The organism is Glacieibacterium arshaanense (assembly GCF_004681125.1).
Classification (GTDB): domain Bacteria; phylum Pseudomonadota; class Alphaproteobacteria; order Sphingomonadales; family Sphingomonadaceae; genus Polymorphobacter_A; species Polymorphobacter_A arshaanense.
Genome location: NZ_SIHO01000001.1, coordinates 1,157,239 through 1,172,541, shown reverse-complemented (window position 1 = coordinate 1,172,541; position 15,303 = coordinate 1,157,239). Strand labels below are relative to the sequence as shown.

The 15,303-nt window shown below is 64.7% G+C and carries 19 protein-coding genes; 13 read left to right on the top strand and 6 right to left on the bottom strand.

The annotated features are described in order from the left end of the window. Window positions 1–162 precede the first annotated feature (162 nt). The 4 genes from ogt to EUV02_RS05390 all read right to left on the bottom strand — a co-directional run bounded on the left by ogt (window position 163) and on the right by EUV02_RS05390 (window position 3,689). Window positions 163–675: a methylated-DNA--[protein]-cysteine S-methyltransferase gene (gene ogt, locus EUV02_RS05405; protein ID WP_135245149.1), complete on the bottom strand. Its 513-nt coding sequence runs from the start codon at window positions 673–675 to the stop codon at window positions 163–165. Beyond that, entirely contained in the window at window positions 659–1,705 is a 1,047-nt protein-coding gene (locus tag EUV02_RS05400) for a bifunctional transcriptional activator/DNA repair enzyme AdaA (protein WP_135245148.1), read from the bottom strand. The genes ogt and EUV02_RS05400 overlap by 17 nt, the downstream gene beginning before the upstream one ends. A 188-nt stretch (window positions 1,706–1,893) precedes the next feature. Continuing rightward, on the bottom strand, window positions 1,894–2,805 hold the full coding sequence (locus EUV02_RS05395; protein WP_135245394.1) for a formylglycine-generating enzyme family protein: 912 nt from the start codon (window positions 2,803–2,805) through the stop codon (window positions 1,894–1,896). Window positions 2,806–2,837: 32 nt separating this feature from the next. Beyond that, window positions 2,838–3,689, bottom strand: coding sequence for a transporter (locus EUV02_RS05390; RefSeq protein ID WP_135245147.1), 852 nt, complete (start codon window positions 3,687–3,689; stop codon window positions 2,838–2,840). A 181-nt stretch (window positions 3,690–3,870) separates the two neighbouring features. Here EUV02_RS05390 and EUV02_RS15765 point away from each other — a divergent pair, with 181 nt between their 5' ends. The 13 genes from EUV02_RS15765 (at window position 3,871) to EUV02_RS05325 (ending at window position 14,127) form a co-directional block, all read left to right on the top strand. Continuing rightward, complete coding sequence (locus tag EUV02_RS15765) at window positions 3,871–4,173, top strand: hypothetical protein (RefSeq protein WP_135245146.1); 303 nt, start codon at window positions 3,871–3,873, stop codon at window positions 4,171–4,173. Window positions 4,174–4,204: 31 nt separating this feature from the next. Then, window positions 4,205–4,630: an ion channel gene (locus EUV02_RS05380; protein WP_135245145.1), complete on the top strand. Its 426-nt coding sequence runs from the start codon at window positions 4,205–4,207 to the stop codon at window positions 4,628–4,630. A 191-nt stretch (window positions 4,631–4,821) separates the two neighbouring features. Further along, entirely contained in the window at window positions 4,822–5,853 is a 1,032-nt protein-coding gene (locus tag EUV02_RS05375) for a M4 family metallopeptidase (protein WP_135245144.1), read from the top strand. 22 nt (window positions 5,854–5,875) lie between these two features. Continuing rightward, a complete protein-coding gene (locus tag EUV02_RS05370; protein WP_135245143.1) occupies window positions 5,876–6,178 on the top strand; it encodes a protealysin inhibitor emfourin in 303 nt (100 codons plus the stop codon). Window positions 6,179–6,262: 84 nt separating this feature from the next. Continuing rightward, window positions 6,263–7,489 carry a cytochrome P450 gene (locus tag EUV02_RS05365; protein ID WP_135245142.1) on the top strand — a complete coding sequence of 409 codons (1,227 nt, stop codon included), beginning with the start codon at window positions 6,263–6,265 and terminating at the stop codon, window positions 7,487–7,489. A gap of 116 nt (window positions 7,490–7,605) precedes the next feature. Further along, window positions 7,606–8,862: a 5-aminolevulinate synthase gene (gene hemA / locus EUV02_RS05360; protein ID WP_135245141.1), complete on the top strand. Its 1,257-nt coding sequence runs from the start codon at window positions 7,606–7,608 to the stop codon at window positions 8,860–8,862. A gap of 275 nt (window positions 8,863–9,137) precedes the next feature. Continuing rightward, on the top strand, window positions 9,138–10,007 hold the full coding sequence (locus EUV02_RS05355) for a TauD/TfdA dioxygenase family protein (RefSeq protein ID WP_135245140.1): 870 nt from the start codon (window positions 9,138–9,140) through the stop codon (window positions 10,005–10,007). A 94-nt stretch (window positions 10,008–10,101) separates the two neighbouring features. Next, window positions 10,102–10,548, top strand: a complete 447-nt coding sequence (gene rpiB, locus EUV02_RS05350) for a ribose 5-phosphate isomerase B (RefSeq protein ID WP_135245139.1) — start codon at window positions 10,102–10,104, stop codon at window positions 10,546–10,548. After that, window positions 10,545–11,855, top strand: coding sequence for a serine hydroxymethyltransferase (gene glyA, locus EUV02_RS05345; RefSeq protein ID WP_135245138.1), 1,311 nt, complete (start codon window positions 10,545–10,547; stop codon window positions 11,853–11,855). The genes rpiB and glyA overlap by 4 nt, the downstream gene beginning before the upstream one ends. Window positions 11,856–11,955: 100 nt before the next feature. After that, window positions 11,956–12,450, top strand: coding sequence for a transcriptional regulator NrdR (nrdR, locus tag EUV02_RS05340; RefSeq protein ID WP_135245137.1), 495 nt, complete (start codon window positions 11,956–11,958; stop codon window positions 12,448–12,450). After that, a complete protein-coding gene (locus tag EUV02_RS05335; RefSeq protein WP_135245136.1) occupies window positions 12,447–13,193 on the top strand; it encodes an RNA methyltransferase in 747 nt (248 codons plus the stop codon). The genes nrdR and EUV02_RS05335 overlap by 4 nt, the downstream gene beginning before the upstream one ends. A 63-nt stretch (window positions 13,194–13,256) precedes the next feature. Then, on the top strand, window positions 13,257–13,691 hold the full coding sequence (locus tag EUV02_RS05330; protein WP_135245135.1) for a phage tail protein: 435 nt from the start codon (window positions 13,257–13,259) through the stop codon (window positions 13,689–13,691). A 1-nt stretch (window position 13,692) separates the two neighbouring features. Then, window positions 13,693–14,127 carry a phage tail protein gene (locus tag EUV02_RS05325; RefSeq protein WP_166430516.1) on the top strand — a complete coding sequence of 145 codons (435 nt, stop codon included), beginning with the start codon at window positions 13,693–13,695 and terminating at the stop codon, window positions 14,125–14,127. Between the two features lie 3 nt (window positions 14,128–14,130). On the opposite strand, the gene ctrA is transcribed toward EUV02_RS05325, so the two are convergent. Continuing rightward, window positions 14,131–14,835 (bottom strand): response regulator transcription factor CtrA, encoded by a 705-nt coding sequence (ctrA, locus tag EUV02_RS05320; protein WP_135245133.1) that lies wholly within the window; start codon window positions 14,833–14,835, stop codon window positions 14,131–14,133. 141 nt (window positions 14,836–14,976) lie between these two features. Further along, the gene (gene sciP / locus EUV02_RS05315) at window positions 14,977–15,282 is read right to left on the bottom strand and encodes a CtrA inhibitor SciP (RefSeq protein WP_135245132.1); all 306 of its coding nucleotides are present in this window, start codon (window positions 15,280–15,282) and stop codon (window positions 14,977–14,979) included. Window positions 15,283–15,303 lie beyond the last annotated feature (21 nt).

Genomic DNA, 15,303 nt, shown 5'->3' with positions numbered 1-15,303 from the left:
TCGACCAGCGACACAAAGCCTGCCTCTTCCCGGTAACCAAGCAACCCACCCAAGGAAGCCGTTACCGGGAAGAGGATTTCCCCCACCGTGGCGGTGCGGGAACAGATTGCGAGGACGATGGACCGGGGCGGGGATATCCGCTGGCCGGAAATTCGTCGTGGCTCAAATCAACGCGTCAGCCAGCGCGCCCTCGTGCCGCAGCAGCCAGCGCTTGCGCTCGACGCCGCCGGCATAGCCCGTCAGCGTGCCATTGGCGCCGATGACGCGGTGGCAGGGCACGACAATGCCGATGGGGTTCGATCCGTTCGCCATGCCGATGGCGCGGCTGGCCTTGGGGCGCCCGACCGCTGCCGCAAGTTCGCCGTAGCTGGCGGTCGCGCCGGCGGGAATGTTGCGCAGTGCCGCCCACACCTCGCGCTGGAAATCGGTGCCGCCGGTCGCCACCTTGACGCTGTCGAGCGCGGCCAGATCGCCGGCGAAATAGGCGGTCAGCGGCGCGGTGATCGCGGCGGGGGCAGGGGCGTCGGTCAAAGTCACATCGCCATAGTGCAGCCGCAGCAGGCGGCGCATGCGCTCCTCGAAATCGACGAAATCGAGCGCGCGCAGGCCGGCGTCATCGAACACCAGCAACAATTCGCCGATCGGCGTCGTGAAACGGTCAAGCTGCAATTGCATCGGAAGCTCCTGAACTTAAAGCAAGATAGCGTGCGGCATAGGCGCCCCACGGACGCCACGCCGGGTTTTCGGCGGGGTCAGGTGTCGGATCGGCGGGGCCATCCCAGGCGCCGGGGACGCGCAGGCCGGGGCGTGCGGCAACCGCCGCCGCCAGTCGCGGATCCGCCGCCAGCACCGCCGCAATCGCCGCCGGATCGGCCGCCAGATCGAGCCGGCGGCGCAATGCGGCAATCAACTGCGGCAGCGCCTCCAGTTTGGGCAGGTCGATCTCCGCCGCCAGCCGGTCGTCATCGACGCGGTGGACGCTGACGCTGCCGCCGTCGAAGCTGCGCCGGTAGCGGCCATCGGCGACGGTTTCAGCGGCGTCGCCACGCGCGGCGATCTGCGCGAGCAAGTCATCCCAGTCGAGCGGCCCGCGGTAGCGAAGGTGCAACAGCAACGGACCACCGGCCCCGGCCTTGCGCCGCCGCAGCGCACCCGGCGGGCGTTGATACAGCGCCTGGAATGTCTCGTTGAAGCGCCGCACGCTGCCGAAGCCCGCCGCAAACGCCACCTGCGCCATCGATAGCCCGGTGTCATGGATCAGCTGCTTCGCCAGCAGCACCCGCGCCGTCTGCGCCACCGCCACCGGCGAGGCGCCGAGATGCTGGCGGAACAGCCGCCGCAATTGCCGCCCGCCAACCCCCAGCCGGTCACCCAGCGCCTCGACATCACCGCTATCGAGCGCGCCCGCCTCGATCAGCGCCAGCGCCCGCCGCACGGTGTTCGAGCTGCCAATCCACGCCCCCATGTCGGGCGCCGTCTCGGGCCGGCAGCGCAGGCACGGCCGAAACCCCGCCGCCTGAGCCGCCGCCGCCGAAGCCACGAACCGGCAGTTCTCCACCTTCGGCGGCCGCGCCGGACACACCGGCCGGCAGTAGATGCCGGTGGTGCGGACGCAGACGAAGAAGCGCCCGTCGAACCGTGCGTCACGCGCCAGCATGGCGCGGTACGCGGTGGCGGGATCAATGGGGGCAGGGGCGTTGTCCATGCCGGCAACATAACATGGGCGGCGGGCAAGTCTGGCGGTTTTCGGACGTGTTTGTGGGAGGGCCTCCGGCGGGCAGGGCCTTGGCCCTGCACCCATGACTTGCGTGGGCGCTGTGTAGCGCTACGTCCGGCCTGACAGCACCGCCCCAACATATGGGTGCAGGGCCAAGGCCCTGCCCGCCGGAGGCTCTACTTCGCCCGCACCACGCAGCGGAACCCGACATGGCAGGTCGATGTATCGATCGACTCGGCATGGCGCGCGGCGGGGCGGTAGCGTTTGCAATAGCTTGGCGCACACAGGAAGCTGCCGCCCTTGAGGACCTTCTGCTGGATCGGTACCTGCGGCGTGTTGGGGTCGATGGTGCCGGTCGCCGGGCCGCGCGGGTTCTTGGGGACGCAGCAGGCCTTGGCCTCGTTGGCGCTGTGTTTGGGCGCGTACCAGTCCTGCGTCCATTCCCAGACGTTGCCGATCATGTCGTACAGGCCGTAGCCGTTGGCCGGATAGCTGCCGACGGGGGCGGTGGTTTCCCAGCCGTCCTCGCGGGTGTTCTCGTACGGGAAGCCGCCCTGCCAGGTGTTCGCCATGTGCTTGCCGCCGGGGCGGAAGACGTTGCCCCAGGCGTAGGTGGCGCCGATCAGCCCGCCGCGTGCGGCATATTCATGTTCGGCCTCGGTCGGCAGTTCCTTGCCGGCCCAGGTGGCGTAGGCCAGTGCATCGGCATAGGCGACATGGACGACGGGGTGGTCATCGAGCCCCTCGATGCTGCTGCCGGGACCATAGGGGTGGCGCCAGTCGGCGCCCTTGCGGAATTCCCACCACTGCGACCAGTCGGCGGTATCGACCTTGCCGCGGGTCTTCTTGAACACCAGGCTGCCGGCGTAGAGCATCTCGGGCAGAGCGCCGGGATAGTCTTCGGCACGCGGCACGGTCTCGGCGACGGTGACATGGCCGGTGGCCGCGACGAACGCCGCGAACTGCGCGTTGGTCACCGTCGTCTTGTCGATCCAGAAGCTGTCGACCTCGACATTGTGGATCGGCGCTTCCTCGGGGTAGCTGTCGTTCGCGCCCATTGCGAACAGCCCGCCGGGGATGAGCACCATGCCATCGGTGACGGACTGCCGCGCGGACATGGTTACTTTTCGCCGGTCGGGAACAGCAAGGTGGCGACGAAGCGCAGGCCCCATTCGGCGGTGCCGACGGGGCGCGAGACATAATAGCGCCCGCCCGCGGTGAACGACACACGCTGGCTGCCGAGCTTCATCAGCTGGCCAACGGTGACGTTGATCGGCACGGCGCACTGGTTACCGACCAGCTCCCAGTTGCAGGTGGTTTCGGTGTTGATGCTGTAGGTGGTGAACTTCTTGGTCGTGTAGCTCAGGAACGGCTGCAGGAACATCGAGTTGACCTTGCCGTTGCTGCTGTCGCCGGCAAACGACCAGAGCTGGTTGGCGAGAATGCCGACCGTCCAGCCATCCTTCTGCGTCAGGAACACCGCCGTCGGGCCAGCCGACCATTGGTCGGTGGTTAGCGGTTTGCTGGTGCCGGTGGGGATAAGGAACACCGGTCCGGCGCCCCAGATCAGCCAGCCGCCGGCGGGCTTCTTGGGCGAGAAGAAGAAGCTCTGCGTCGTGTCGCCGAAGCCCGTCTGGCCGGTGGCCGGGCCGGGCGTGATGTGCGACTGGGTGATGAACGGCAAGATGGTGCGCGAGATGATGTTCCAGTCTGCGCCGATGCTGATCGGAACGACCGGCTGGATGTTGAGCGTGTACTTGCTGCCATCGCCGTTGGGGCCGCCACCCGAGTCCCAGTTGCCCTGGAACGGCACGCTGATCAGCGCGGCGACGGGGTTCGACAACTGCGCAGCGAGCTTGGCGTCTTCGCTGAGCTCCTCCCCGGCGACAGACTGTGCCAGTGCCGGCGTGGCAATGATCGAAAGTGCCAGAGCGCCAGTGGCGATCAAGCTGCGGGCAAAACAGTTAAACATTGGCTACACATCCTTCACGTCAAGCCAGAGCAAGTCCGAGCCTTGCCCCCCATTACTGCCTGGGTGGAAACGCGTAAAGCGCGACGCGCTTGCACCGTGCTATTACGGCATACGTAATCAGGACTTGGCGCTGCCGGCTGTTTGCGGTTTGATGGCCACTCCAGATTGCACGGAGTCGGACATGCCCCCCAAAGCCCCCGCAGACGGCGTTAGCGCTGTAGCCCCCAAGCGGACGCGCAAGGCCGCAGCCCCGGCATCCAAAGCGAAGGCGACCACGAAGCCCGCAGCAAAGCCCGCGGCCACCAAGTCGGCAAAGCCCAAGCCGACCCCCAAGCCTGCCGCAGCCGCGCCGGCGCCTGCGACTGATGCCACAGCACAGCGCCGGATCGGTGGCGGCTGGCTCGCCGTCGGTGTCGGGTCGGCGGCACTCGTCGCCGCGCTGCTGTTCGCGACACGCGGCAAGCGCAACGACTGGAGCAAGTGATCTCGCCAATCTTTGAACCCGGCGCCGGTTCGTGCTGACCGAACTGGCGATCGCCACCGCCATGGTGATGGCGACCGTGATGGTGCACGCCGTCGGATTGCTGGTGCTCAACGAATTCAGCTACGCGGTGACCCGAGAAGAACACCGTGAGGGAATCCATCCGCTATCGGTTCGCGGCGTCGCGATGATCATGGCGCTGGTGCTCGGGCTGTTCGTTGTCCACGGTCTCGAAATCTGGCTCTATGCGACGCTCTATCTTGAACTTGGTGCGGTCGAAGGCCTGCGCCATGCGGTCTATTTCTCGACGCAAACCTATGCTGCGATCGGCTACAGCGACGAAGCCATCGCGCACGACTGGAAGCTCATCGCGGCGATTGAGGGCATCAACGGCTTGTTGCTGATCGGCTGGTCGACGGCATTCTTCGTCACTATTATGGGACGCTTCGGACGCCACTGAAGTAGCTGTTTTGCCGGTCAAAACATGTTATGATGCCGTTCTGGACGCCGACAGCCGCAATGGCTTTTGTTTCGGCCCGAAGCGCCCCGTGCTCGACCTATGTCCACCACTTACCGTCCTGATGTTGCGTCAACTGTACCTGCCGGCCAGCGGCCGTCGCTGCGTCGCGCCAACAAGAGGGAGACCTGACCATGCAATGCGGTTGCACCATCATTCCCGCCGACGTTCTCGAACGACTGTCGAAAGACAAGAAGCTGTCGACCGAGGAACGCAAGAATTTCGCCAACACCGCCGAGTTCGATGCCACTTGGCGCAAGGTGCGCGCGCTGCGCACCAAGACGACCGCGTCGGCGCAGGGCCTGCTCGCCAGCGGCGCTGCGCTCGCGTTGGCGCCTGCCGTCACCGTGTTCAATTGCAGCACAACGACTTCGCTGCCCGGCACGCCGGTACCCAATCCGGGCTCGGCAGCCGATGCCACCGCCAAGCGGGCCTTCGTTGAAACCACCGAGGTCGCCAAATTCTACAAGGCGGTGTTCGGTCGCAATTCGATCGACAACCAGGGCATGACGATGCAGTCGTCGATCCACTACGGCGTCAAATACAACAACGCCTTCTGGACTGGTGGACAGATGGTCTATGGCGACGGCGACGGGCAAATCTTTGTCGACTTCACCAAATCGACCGACGTCATTGGCCATGAACTAACGCACGGCGTCACGCAGCACAGTTCGCAGTTCGCCTACTCGAACGAGGCGGGCGGCCTCAACGAAAGCATGTCCGATGTGTTCGGCAGCATGTTCCGCCAGTGGCGTGCCGGGCAGACCTCGGCACAGGCCGACTGGTTGATCGGCAAGGACATCATGGGGCCGGCGGCCTTGGCCCGCGGGCTGACCTGCCTGCGCGACATGGCGAACCCTGCTGCTACGCATTGCCTCGCACCTCAGCCGACGAAATACTCGCAGCTGACGCCGGGCATGGACCCGCACTATACCAGCGGCCCGCCCAATCTGGCGTTCTGCACGGCGGCCAAGGCCGCCGGCGGCAAAAGCTGGGACAAGGTCGGGCAGGTCTGGTACCGCGCGCTGACCGGGTTCCGCCCTAGCCCGAACATGAAGATGAAGACGTTCGCGGCGCGCACGCGCAAGCTTGCGGGGACAATGTTCCCCGGCGATACTGCACTGGCGCAAGCGATCGACAAGGGCTGGAAGCTGGTCGGGCTATGATAGTGTCGCGACCTGCAATGGAGTGCAGCGTTTGGTAGATATCGTCATCGAACGCATCGGCGGCCTGGGGGGCTTCGGCCTCCCGGGCTCGCACCTCGAAAGCAAGGGCGAGGTTGCCTCGACATCGCTCAGTCCGGCGGTGCGGGCGCGCGTCGATCTGCTCTTCGCGACCTATGGCAAGGGCAAGGCCGCACCCGCCAAGGGCGCCGACGGCTTCAGCTACAAGATCAGCCGCACCACGGTAAACGGTGTCGAGGTCATCACCGTTCCCGAAGCTGAAGTCCCCGCCGAACTGCGCGACAGCGTCACTGACCGGCTCAAATAGCGCCGAGGTGCATTACGTGTGGCCCGGTTGCACGGGCTCCAACTGGCGGATAACGTCGCCGCAGGCCTTTGGGGAGACCTGCCGATGACTTCGCCCGATACCGTGTCGGACCTGCCGACCGGCATGCAGCTGACCGCGCTTGACGAAATCTATCGCGAGCGCCCGCATATCTATCTTGATGCCTTGCGCGACCGCGATCCTGTCCACCGCGATGATGTGCTCGACCGATATGTGCTGACCCGCGAGGCCGATGTTGCGGCACTGATGCGCGACCGCAGCCTGTCGCTCGATCCCGCAAATGCACCGCCCGGCAGTTTCGGCGCGCTGGTGCTCGGCTCTACGGGTGGCGACAAATCGATGCTGGTGCTCGATGATCCCGATCATAAGCGGCTGCGCGGTCTGGTCAGCAAGGCGTTCAACCTGCGCAGTATCGAGGCATTGCGGCCGCGTATTGCCGCTGTTGCCGAGCGGCTGGTCGCGGCGCTGCCTGAGGGCAAGCCGTTCGACATCATTGGCGGTCTGGCAGCGCAACTGCCGCTGGTTATGATTGCCGAAATGCTGGGGGTCGACCCCGCCGACAGCGCCGACTTCTATCGCTGGTCGCATGGGGCTGAACAAGGGTTCAACCCGGCCAAGACACCCGAACAGGACGCGAAGTTGCGCGCCAATGATGCCGCGCTGTCGGCGTACCTGCGTCGCGCTGTCGAGGCGCGCCGCGCCGACCGCCGCGACGATCTGATCAGCGCCATGGTCACTGCAGAAGAAGACGGCGACCGAATGACGACGGCCGAGATCGTCACCATGTGCAAGCTGCTGCTGATCGCCGGCAATGTCACGACGACCGATCTCATCGGCAATGCGGTGCTCGCGCTGCTCGAAAATCCCCGCGAGCTGGCATGGTTGCGCACGCATCCTGACCGCATCGGCGACGCGGTCGAGGAAGTCCTGCGCTACGACCCGCCAGTGACGCAGACCGTGCGGATTGCGCTGGCACCGGTTTCGGTGGGCGGCACAACGGTCGGGGCAGGGGCGTCAATCATGCCGTCGCTGCTCGCAGCCGGCCGCGACCCGGCATGTCATGCTGACCCGCACGCGTTCCACATCGACCGGCCCCATCATACGCATCATGCCTTCGGTGGCGGCGCGCATTTCTGCCTTGGTGCGCCGCTGGCGAAGGTCGAGGCGCAAGTCGCGCTGGTCACGCTGCTCGCCCGCTTCAAAGTGCTCGAGCTCGACAATCGCCCGCGGACGCGCAAGGCGGCGCCATCGTTTAACGGTTTCGACGAACTTTGGGTGACGGGCCGGACTTGATCTGGCGCGCCTCAAAACGCCGCATAGGGGATATTGCGTATCGACCGCAGTAGGCCCTGAAAGGCAAGGTAATGCAGGCCATGACGCAACACTGGCACTAAGCGTGCGGCTGCGCTATGGCACGGACAAGGCTGTCAAGTTTCCGAAGTGGATGCGGCGTGGACTATAACGCGATTTTCGAAGGTGCGATCGAGCGGCTGCATGCCGAAGGTCGTTACCGGGTGTTCGTCGACATCCTGCGCAACAAGGGCAGCTATCCCAACGCGCGCTGCTTTGCCGGCCACAACGGCGCCCGGCCGATCACTGTCTGGTGCTCGAACGACTATCTCGGCATGGGCCAGCACGAGACCGTCATTTCGGCGATGGAAGCCGCGCTGCATGACGTCGGCGCCGGCTCGGGCGGCACTCGCAACATCGGCGGCAACACGCATTATCATCTCGATCTCGAGGCCGAGCTTGCCGAACTGCACGGCAAGGAAGCCGCGCTGCTGTTCACCAGCGGCTATATCTCGAATGAGGCGAGCCTGGCGACTCTGGCGAAGATCCTGCCGGGCTGCGTGATCTTTTCGGACGAGCTCAACCATGCCTCGATGATCGCCGGCATCCAGAACTCGGGCGCGCCCAAGCGCATCTTCCGCCATAATGACGTCGCCCACCTCGAAGAACTGCTCGCCGCCGAACCTGCCGATGTGCCCAAGCTCATCGCGTTCGAAAGCGTCTATTCGATGGACGGCGATGTCGCGCCGATAGCGGCGTTCTGCGACCTGGCCGACAAATACGGTGCGCTGACCTATCTCGACGAAGTCCATGCCGTCGGCATGTACGGCAAGCGCGGCGGCGGCATTTCCGAACGCGACGGCGTCGCCGACCGTGTGACGATCATCGAAGGCACACTCGGCAAGGCGTTCGGCGTGATGGGCGGCTATATCAGCGCCTCGCAGACCATCGTCGATGTCATCCGCAGCTATGCGCCGGGGTTCATCTTCACCACCAGCCTGTCGCCGGTGCTCGTCGCCGGCGCGCTGGCGAGCGTCCGCCACCTCAAGGACAACAACGCCCCGCGCGAGGCACAGCAAACCAACGCTGCCGCGCTAAAAGCGATGTTCAGCGACGCCGGCTTGCCGGTCATGGCCTCGACCACGCACATCGTGCCGCTGATGGTCGGCGACCCCGTCAAGGCCAAGCGCATCAGCGACATCCTGTTGATCGAGTACGGCATCTACGTCCAACCGATCAATTACCCGACCGTCCCGCGCGGCACCGAACGCCTGCGCTTCACGCCCGGCCCGTTCCATGACCAGGGCATGATGGAAGCGCTGACCAAGGCGCTGGTCGAAATCTGGGACCGCATGGAACTGCGCCTCGCGGCCTAAGCCCCGGCGCGGCGGCCCGAAGCGGGTCGCGCGCATGTCGACAGCATAAACTGCAGGTGGGACAACCTGCTTCTGTTGTCCTGCGCCGCATGGGCGACAGCCTTTCCGGCCATGGTATCTTCCATGGCTGCGCAGCCGGCGACGGCTCCTGAGCCCAGTCGTCGCCGGCTATGACCTTCCAACTGTCGGCACTTGCATGCACCCTTGCTGCGTGGGACACTCCGCGCTTGGGCGCAACGTCGCTCGATGGCTCGACCTTGGGGAAGGGGACGCACATGCCACAACTTTTACAACGCACTGCGGCAGTGCCGGTGGCGGATCGGCTGGATATCCGGCCGCTTACACCGCGCATCGGTGCCGAAATCCACGGTGTCGATCTGGCACACTTCGACGACGCGATGATCGCCGGCATCCGCGCCGCGTTGTTGCGCCACAAGGTCGTGTTCTTTCGCAACCAGACGCTGACCACCGCGCAGCATATCGCCTTCGCGCGCGCCTTCGGCGAACTCGAAATCCATCCCGCGACGCCCAAGGACCAGGCGGTGCCCGAAGTGCTGCGTATAGAACATGGCCCGAACAGCCGTGGCCGCGAGAACAACTGGCATTCCGACGTCACCTGGCGCGAGAAGCCGTCGCTCGGTTCAATCCTGCGCGCCATCGAGGTGCCCGATGTTGGCGGCGATACGCTGTTTGCCGATATGGCGGCGGCCTATGATTTGCTCAGTCCCGAAATGCAGCGCTTTGTCTGCGGACTGACGGCAGTTCATGACATCGCCCGCGTCTTTGCCAAGCGGCTCGGCAAGTCGGTCGAAGAACTGCACCAACTCTATCCGCCGATGGAGCATCCGGTGGTCCGCACCCACCCCGAAACCGGCCAGCGTGCGCTCTATGTCAACACCGGCTTCACCACCCACATCAAGGGCCTGAGCGACAAAGAAAGCAGCTGGCTGCTCGACCACCTTTACGCGCAGGCCGCCAACCCCGAAATCCAATGCCGTTTCCGTTGGGAAGTAGGGTCGCTGGCATTCTGGGACAATCGCGCCTCGCAGCACCTTGCCGCATCGGACTATTTCCCGGCGCGGCGGGTGATGGAGCGGGTCACCATCGCCGGCGATCGGCCGTATTTCGATCCGGCAGCGGGGTAGATTTCCGCACGCTGCGACCAAACAGGCGATTGCCCGCGGGCGGCTCTGCTACTACAGGGTGTGCACATCCCGCCGCACGTCGACGAGGTCTTGCGTGAACCACAGTATCGCCATCGGCTCCGACCATGCCGGCTATGCGCTCAAGGCGCTACTTGCCGATGAACTGCGCGCGGCCGGGCACGACGTCATTGATTGCGGGACAGCGAACAATATCGACTCGGTGGATTACCCCGATTTCGGCGCAGCCGTGGCGACCGCTATTGCCGGTGGCCGCGCGCAATTCGGCATCATCGTCTGCGGCTCGGGCATCGGCATTTCGATTGCCGCAAACCGCAACCCCGCCGTGCGCGCCGCGCTGTGCACTAGCGGTTTGATGGCAAAGCTGGCGCGCGAACATAATGACGCCAATTGCCTCGCACTCGGCAGTCGCATCATCGGCGTCGAGGTCGCGCGCGACTGTGTCGCCCAATTCCTGTCCACCCCATTTGCCGGCGGCCGTCACGCCGCGCGCGTCACCAAGCTGAGCGAGGTCCCCCGATGAGCAGTTCCCCCCAGAGCTATACCCCCAATGATGACCGCTTCACCGCGAGCGTCGCCACTGTCGACCCGGCTGTCGCTGCCGCCATTAGCAGCGAGCTCAAGCGCGAGCAGGAGCAGATCGAGCTCATCGCCAGCGAGAACATCGTTAGCCGCGCGGTGCTCGAAGCCCAGGGCTCGGTGTTCACCAACAAATACGCCGAAGGCTATCCCGGCAAGCGCTATTATCAGGGCTGCGCACCGTCGGACGCCGTCGAGCAACTCGCCATAGATCGCGCCAAGCAATTGTTCGATTGCGCCTATGCCAACGTCCAGCCACACTCGGGCGCGCAGGCCAACGGCGCGGTGATGCTGGCGCTGGTCAAGCCCGGTGAAACCATCCTCGGCATGAGCCTCGACGCCGGTGGCCATCTGACGCACGGCGCTGCGCCAAGCATGTCGGGTAAATGGTTCAACGCAGTGCAATACGGCGTGCGCCGCGACGATCATCTGATTGACTATGACGAAGTCCAGCGCCTAGCGACCGAGCACAAGCCGCGCCTGATCATCGCCGGCGGCTCGGCCTATCCGCGCATCATCGATTTCGCGCGCTTCCGCGCCATCGCCGATAGCGTAGGGGCCTATCTGATGGTCGACATGGCGCACTTCGCCGGCTTGGTCGCCGCCGGTATCCATCCGAGCCCGCTGCCACACGCGCATGTCTGCACCACCACGACGCACAAGACGCTGCGTGGCCCGCGTGGCGGCATGATCCTGTCGAACGACGAAGCACTCGGCAAGAAGTTCAACTCGGCGGTGTTCCCCGGGCTGCAGGGCGGCCCGCTGATGCACGTCATCGCCGCCAAGGCCGTCGCCTTCGGCGAAGCGCTGCGCCCTGATTTCAAGGACTATAGCCGCGCCGTCATCGCCAATGCGCAGATCCTCGCCGCCACGCTCAAGGCCCGCGGCTGCGAAGTCGTCGCCGGTGGCACCGATACGCACCTGGCGCTGATCGACCTGAGCCCGAAGGGGATCACCGGCAAGGACGCCGACGAAGCGCTCGAACGTGCCGGTATCACCTGCAACAAGAACGGTGTGCCGTTCGATCCGTTGCCGCCGACCAAGACCAGCGGCATCCGCGTCGGTTCGCCCGCTGGCACGACGCGCGGTTTCGGCCTCGCCGAGTTCGCTGCCATCGGCGAAATGGTCGCCGACGTGCTCGATGGTCTCGCCAAGAACGGCGAAGCCGGCAATGCGGCGGTGGAAGCCGAGGTCAACGGCCGGGTGCGGGCGCTGTGCGCGCGCTTTCCCATCTATGCAAACGGGTTCTAAGTGAAAGGGCCTCCGGCGGGCATGGGTAACCCCTGCACCCGATTGAAGAGCGCCAAACTATTGGGTGCAGGCCTCAGGCCTGCCCGCCGGAGGCCCTGAAATGCGCTGTCCCTTCTGCGCCAATGAAGACAGCCAGGTGAAGGACAGCCGTCCTACCGAGGACGGCGGCGCCATTCGACGGCGGCGGCAGTGCCCGGCGTGCGGCGCACGCTTCACGACGTTCGAGCGGATCCAGTTGCGCGAGCTGGTGGTGCTCAAAAAGTCGGGCAAGCGCGAGGTGTTCGAGCGCGACAAGCTGGCGCGGTCGATCGAAATCGCCTGCCGCAAACGCCCGATCGAGCCCGAACGTATCGAACGTCTCGTCAATGGCGTGGTGCGGCGGCTCGAGTCGCTCGGCGACAGCGAAATTGACGGCGCCATCATCGGCGAGATGGTGATGGAGGGGCTGCAGGCGCTCGACCCGGTCGCCTATATCCGCTTCGCCAGTGTCTACCGCGACTTCCGCGAGGCGCGCGATTTCGAGACGTTCGTCGGCGGGCTGATGCCGTTGCGCGCCACCGGTCGCAGCCGGCTGGACGACGACGACCAGGAATGAGTGCTTCCACGCCCGCACCGGCGGTCATTCTGGTGCGACCGCAACTCGGCGAGAACATCGGCGCCTGCGCGCGTGCGATGCTCAACTTCGGGCTGACCGATATGCGGCTGGTGGCGCCGCGCGACGGCTGGCCCAATCCCGAAGCCTGGCCGCGCGCCAGCGGCGCCGACCGTGTCCTCGATGATGCGCGCGTATTTCCGACACTGGCCGAAGCCATCGCCGACCTGCACACCGTCTATGCCACGACCGTGCGCCCGCGCCGGCTGACGAAGCCGGTGTTCACGCCGTCGGGCGCGGCGACCGAAATGCGCGCGCAGACCGCGCAATCAGGGCTGATGTTCGGCCCCGAACGCGCCGGCCTCGAAACCGATGATCTGGCGGTCGCCCATGCCATTCTGACGGTGCCGGTCAACCCTGATTTTGGCTCGCTCAACTTGGCGCAAGCGGTTTTGCTCGCGGCCTATGAGTGGTTCAAGGCAGGTGACGAAACTCCGGCGCAATTGCTCGCGCACCATGCTGGTCCGGCGGCGCATGGCGAACTCGAAGGGCTGATTGCCGCAGTCGATGAAGTGCTCGAGGCGGCGGATTACTACAATGTTGCCGACCGGGTTGCGCAGTCCAAGCGCAATGTCCGCAATCTGCTGACGCGGCCGCAATATACCGATGACGAGGTGCGGACATGGCGCGGCATCGTCCATGCGCTGGCGGGCAAGCGCCGCCCCAAGATAGTGCCGAACGACTGAGTCTGCCGATTGGTGGCGGCCAGAGTTGGTGATAGACTAACGCCGTAATCGAAAGGGCAGGGCATGGCGACGGTGCGCGACAATCCCTATGGGGCGTATAACTTCCTGGTAGAAGTCGACGGCGTGACCAGCGCCGGATTCAGCGAGGTGTCGGGGCTGTCGGTCGAAGTCGGCGTCATCGAGTATCGCAACGGCAACGACAAAACCAATAGCGTCCGCAAGATCCCCGGGCTGCACAAGGTTGGTGATGTGACATTGAAGCGCGGCATCATCGGCGACACCGCGCTGTTCGCGTGGTTGCGTGCGGTCACGCAGGGTAGCGCCGATGTTCGCAACGTCGCTATCGTGCTGCTCGATGAAACCCATGCGCCGGTGCTGCGCTGGCTGCTGCTGCGCGCCTGGCCGTCGAAATGGGAAGCGGCAGCGTTCAAGGCGACGGGCAATGAAGTCGCCATCGAATCGCTGACGCTCACTTGCGAACGCATCGAGATCGATTGAGGTGCCAGTTAAGGAGCAGCTCCCGAGCGGCAGCAACTTCACCGTCGATCTGGGCGATGGCAGCAATACCGGCTTTGCCGAAGTTGTGTTCCCGCCGTTTGCGGTCAACCCCGATACGCTAGTGCCGCCGTTGCTGCGCTTGCGCCGTGCCGTGACGGGTGCGCTCGACCTCTATGGCTGGTGGGACAATGCTCGCCGCGATCCCAAAGGCGGTTTGCGCAACGTGACCATTGATTTGCTGTCGCGCGATTTGCGCACCAGCGTTCTGCGCTGGCGCTTCATCAAGACGCGACCGGTGAGCCTCGACTATGGCGCGCTCGACGCGAACCGGCCCGCCATCGTCAGCGAAACGCTGGTGCTGGCGTTCGAACGCCTCGAGATGGGGCCGGCGCCGGTGGTGCTGCCACCGTGGCCACGTGTGCCGCTGTCGCGCTAAGCCTCAGGCGACGCGCGCGACGCCTTCTTCTTCGGGATCGCGTAACGCATAGCCACGGCCCCAGACGGTTTCGATGCAGCCATTGGCCGACGCACCGGCAAGATGCAGCTTCTTACGCAGCTTGCAAATGAACACGTCGATGATCTTGAGTTCGGGCTCGTCACGGCCGCCATAAAGGTGGTTGAGGAACATTTCCTTGGTCAGCGTCATGCCCTTGCGCAGGCACAGCATTTCAAGAATGGCAAACTCCTTGCCTGTCAGATGGACGCGGTTGCCGCTGACTTCAACGGTGCGTGCGGCGAGGTCGAGCGAAATCGGACCGGTGCGGACAACCGAGTTGCTGTGGCCATTGGCACGACGAATCAACGCATGGATGCGTGCCAGAATCTCGTCGCGGTGGAAGGGCTTCGTTACATAATCATCGGCGCCGAAACTGAATCCAGAAACCTTTGCAGCCGTTTCGGTGTCACCCGATAGGATAAGTACCGGCGTCATGATCCGCGACAGGCGCAGCAACCGCAAGACTTCATAGCCGTGGAGATCGGGAAGATTGAGGTCGAGCAGAATGGCGTCGTAATCATAAAGCCGCGCCATCTCGATGGCTTCTTCGCCGCTTTCGACCGATTCATGCTCAAAGCCAGCCTGGGTCAGCATCAACGCCAGCGTCCGCGCCATCAGCTTGTCATCTTCTACGAGCAATATTCTCACAGATCATTCCCTGTTTTGGGCGCGCTCCGTGCGTGCGGAGGCGGCATTGTTTCCGACTCCTTTCTTAATAACGCAAAATTTAAGATAAGTTAAGAACGATAATCTATCATTGATGCCATATTGAGCACGCATGAGCGCAGCTCATTTGCGTTCGAACACCGGTCGATAGACTTGCACGCGCGTGACGCGCAAGCTTGGCACCCCCGCGCAGTCGTGCGCACGCTCCCAAAGCTGCAGTTCTTCCTCGCTGATCCGGTAGCGGCTGCACGCCTCGGAACGTGTCAGCAGCCCGCCACGTATGCCGGCCAGAACCTCGGCCTTGCGGCGAACGACCCAGCGCCGCGTATCGGGCGGCGGCAGCTGGGCCAGCGTCAGCGGCGTGCCGAGCGGGCCGATTACGGAATCAGGGAAGCCGTCATGGAGGGGTTTCGACGCAAGTGTCGCCATCGGTGAAGCCTTTACGCAACT

Excerpts from the sequence above, each read along its gene's own strand:
- EUV02_RS05365 (WP_135245142.1), top strand. The coding sequence starts at position 6,263 with ATGACTTCGCCCGATACCGTGTCGGACCTGCCGACCGGCATGCAGCTG.
- sciP (WP_135245132.1), bottom strand. The coding sequence starts at position 15,282 with ATGGCGACACTTGCGTCGAAACCCCTCCATGACGGCTTCCCTGATTCC.
- hemA (WP_135245141.1), top strand. The coding sequence starts at position 7,606 with ATGGCACGGACAAGGCTGTCAAGTTTCCGAAGTGGATGCGGCGTGGAC.
- EUV02_RS05390 (WP_135245147.1), bottom strand. The coding sequence starts at position 3,689 with ATGTTTAACTGTTTTGCCCGCAGCTTGATCGCCACTGGCGCTCTGGCA.
- EUV02_RS05355 (WP_135245140.1), top strand. The coding sequence starts at position 9,138 with ATGCCACAACTTTTACAACGCACTGCGGCAGTGCCGGTGGCGGATCGG.
- ogt (WP_135245149.1), bottom strand. The coding sequence starts at position 675 with ATGCAATTGCAGCTTGACCGTTTCACGACGCCGATCGGCGAATTGTTG.
- EUV02_RS05395 (WP_135245394.1), bottom strand. The coding sequence starts at position 2,805 with ATGGTGCTCATCCCCGGCGGGCTGTTCGCAATGGGCGCGAACGACAGC.
- EUV02_RS05400 (WP_135245148.1), bottom strand. The coding sequence starts at position 1,705 with ATGGACAACGCCCCTGCCCCCATTGATCCCGCCACCGCGTACCGCGCC.
- EUV02_RS05330 (WP_135245135.1), top strand. The coding sequence starts at position 13,257 with ATGGCGACGGTGCGCGACAATCCCTATGGGGCGTATAACTTCCTGGTA.
- nrdR (WP_135245137.1), top strand. The coding sequence starts at position 11,956 with ATGCGCTGTCCCTTCTGCGCCAATGAAGACAGCCAGGTGAAGGACAGC.
- EUV02_RS05375 (WP_135245144.1), top strand. The coding sequence starts at position 4,822 with ATGCAATGCGGTTGCACCATCATTCCCGCCGACGTTCTCGAACGACTG.
- EUV02_RS05335 (WP_135245136.1), top strand. The coding sequence starts at position 12,447 with ATGAGTGCTTCCACGCCCGCACCGGCGGTCATTCTGGTGCGACCGCAA.
- EUV02_RS15765 (WP_135245146.1), top strand. The coding sequence starts at position 3,871 with ATGCCCCCCAAAGCCCCCGCAGACGGCGTTAGCGCTGTAGCCCCCAAG.
- glyA (WP_135245138.1), top strand. The coding sequence starts at position 10,545 with ATGAGCAGTTCCCCCCAGAGCTATACCCCCAATGATGACCGCTTCACC.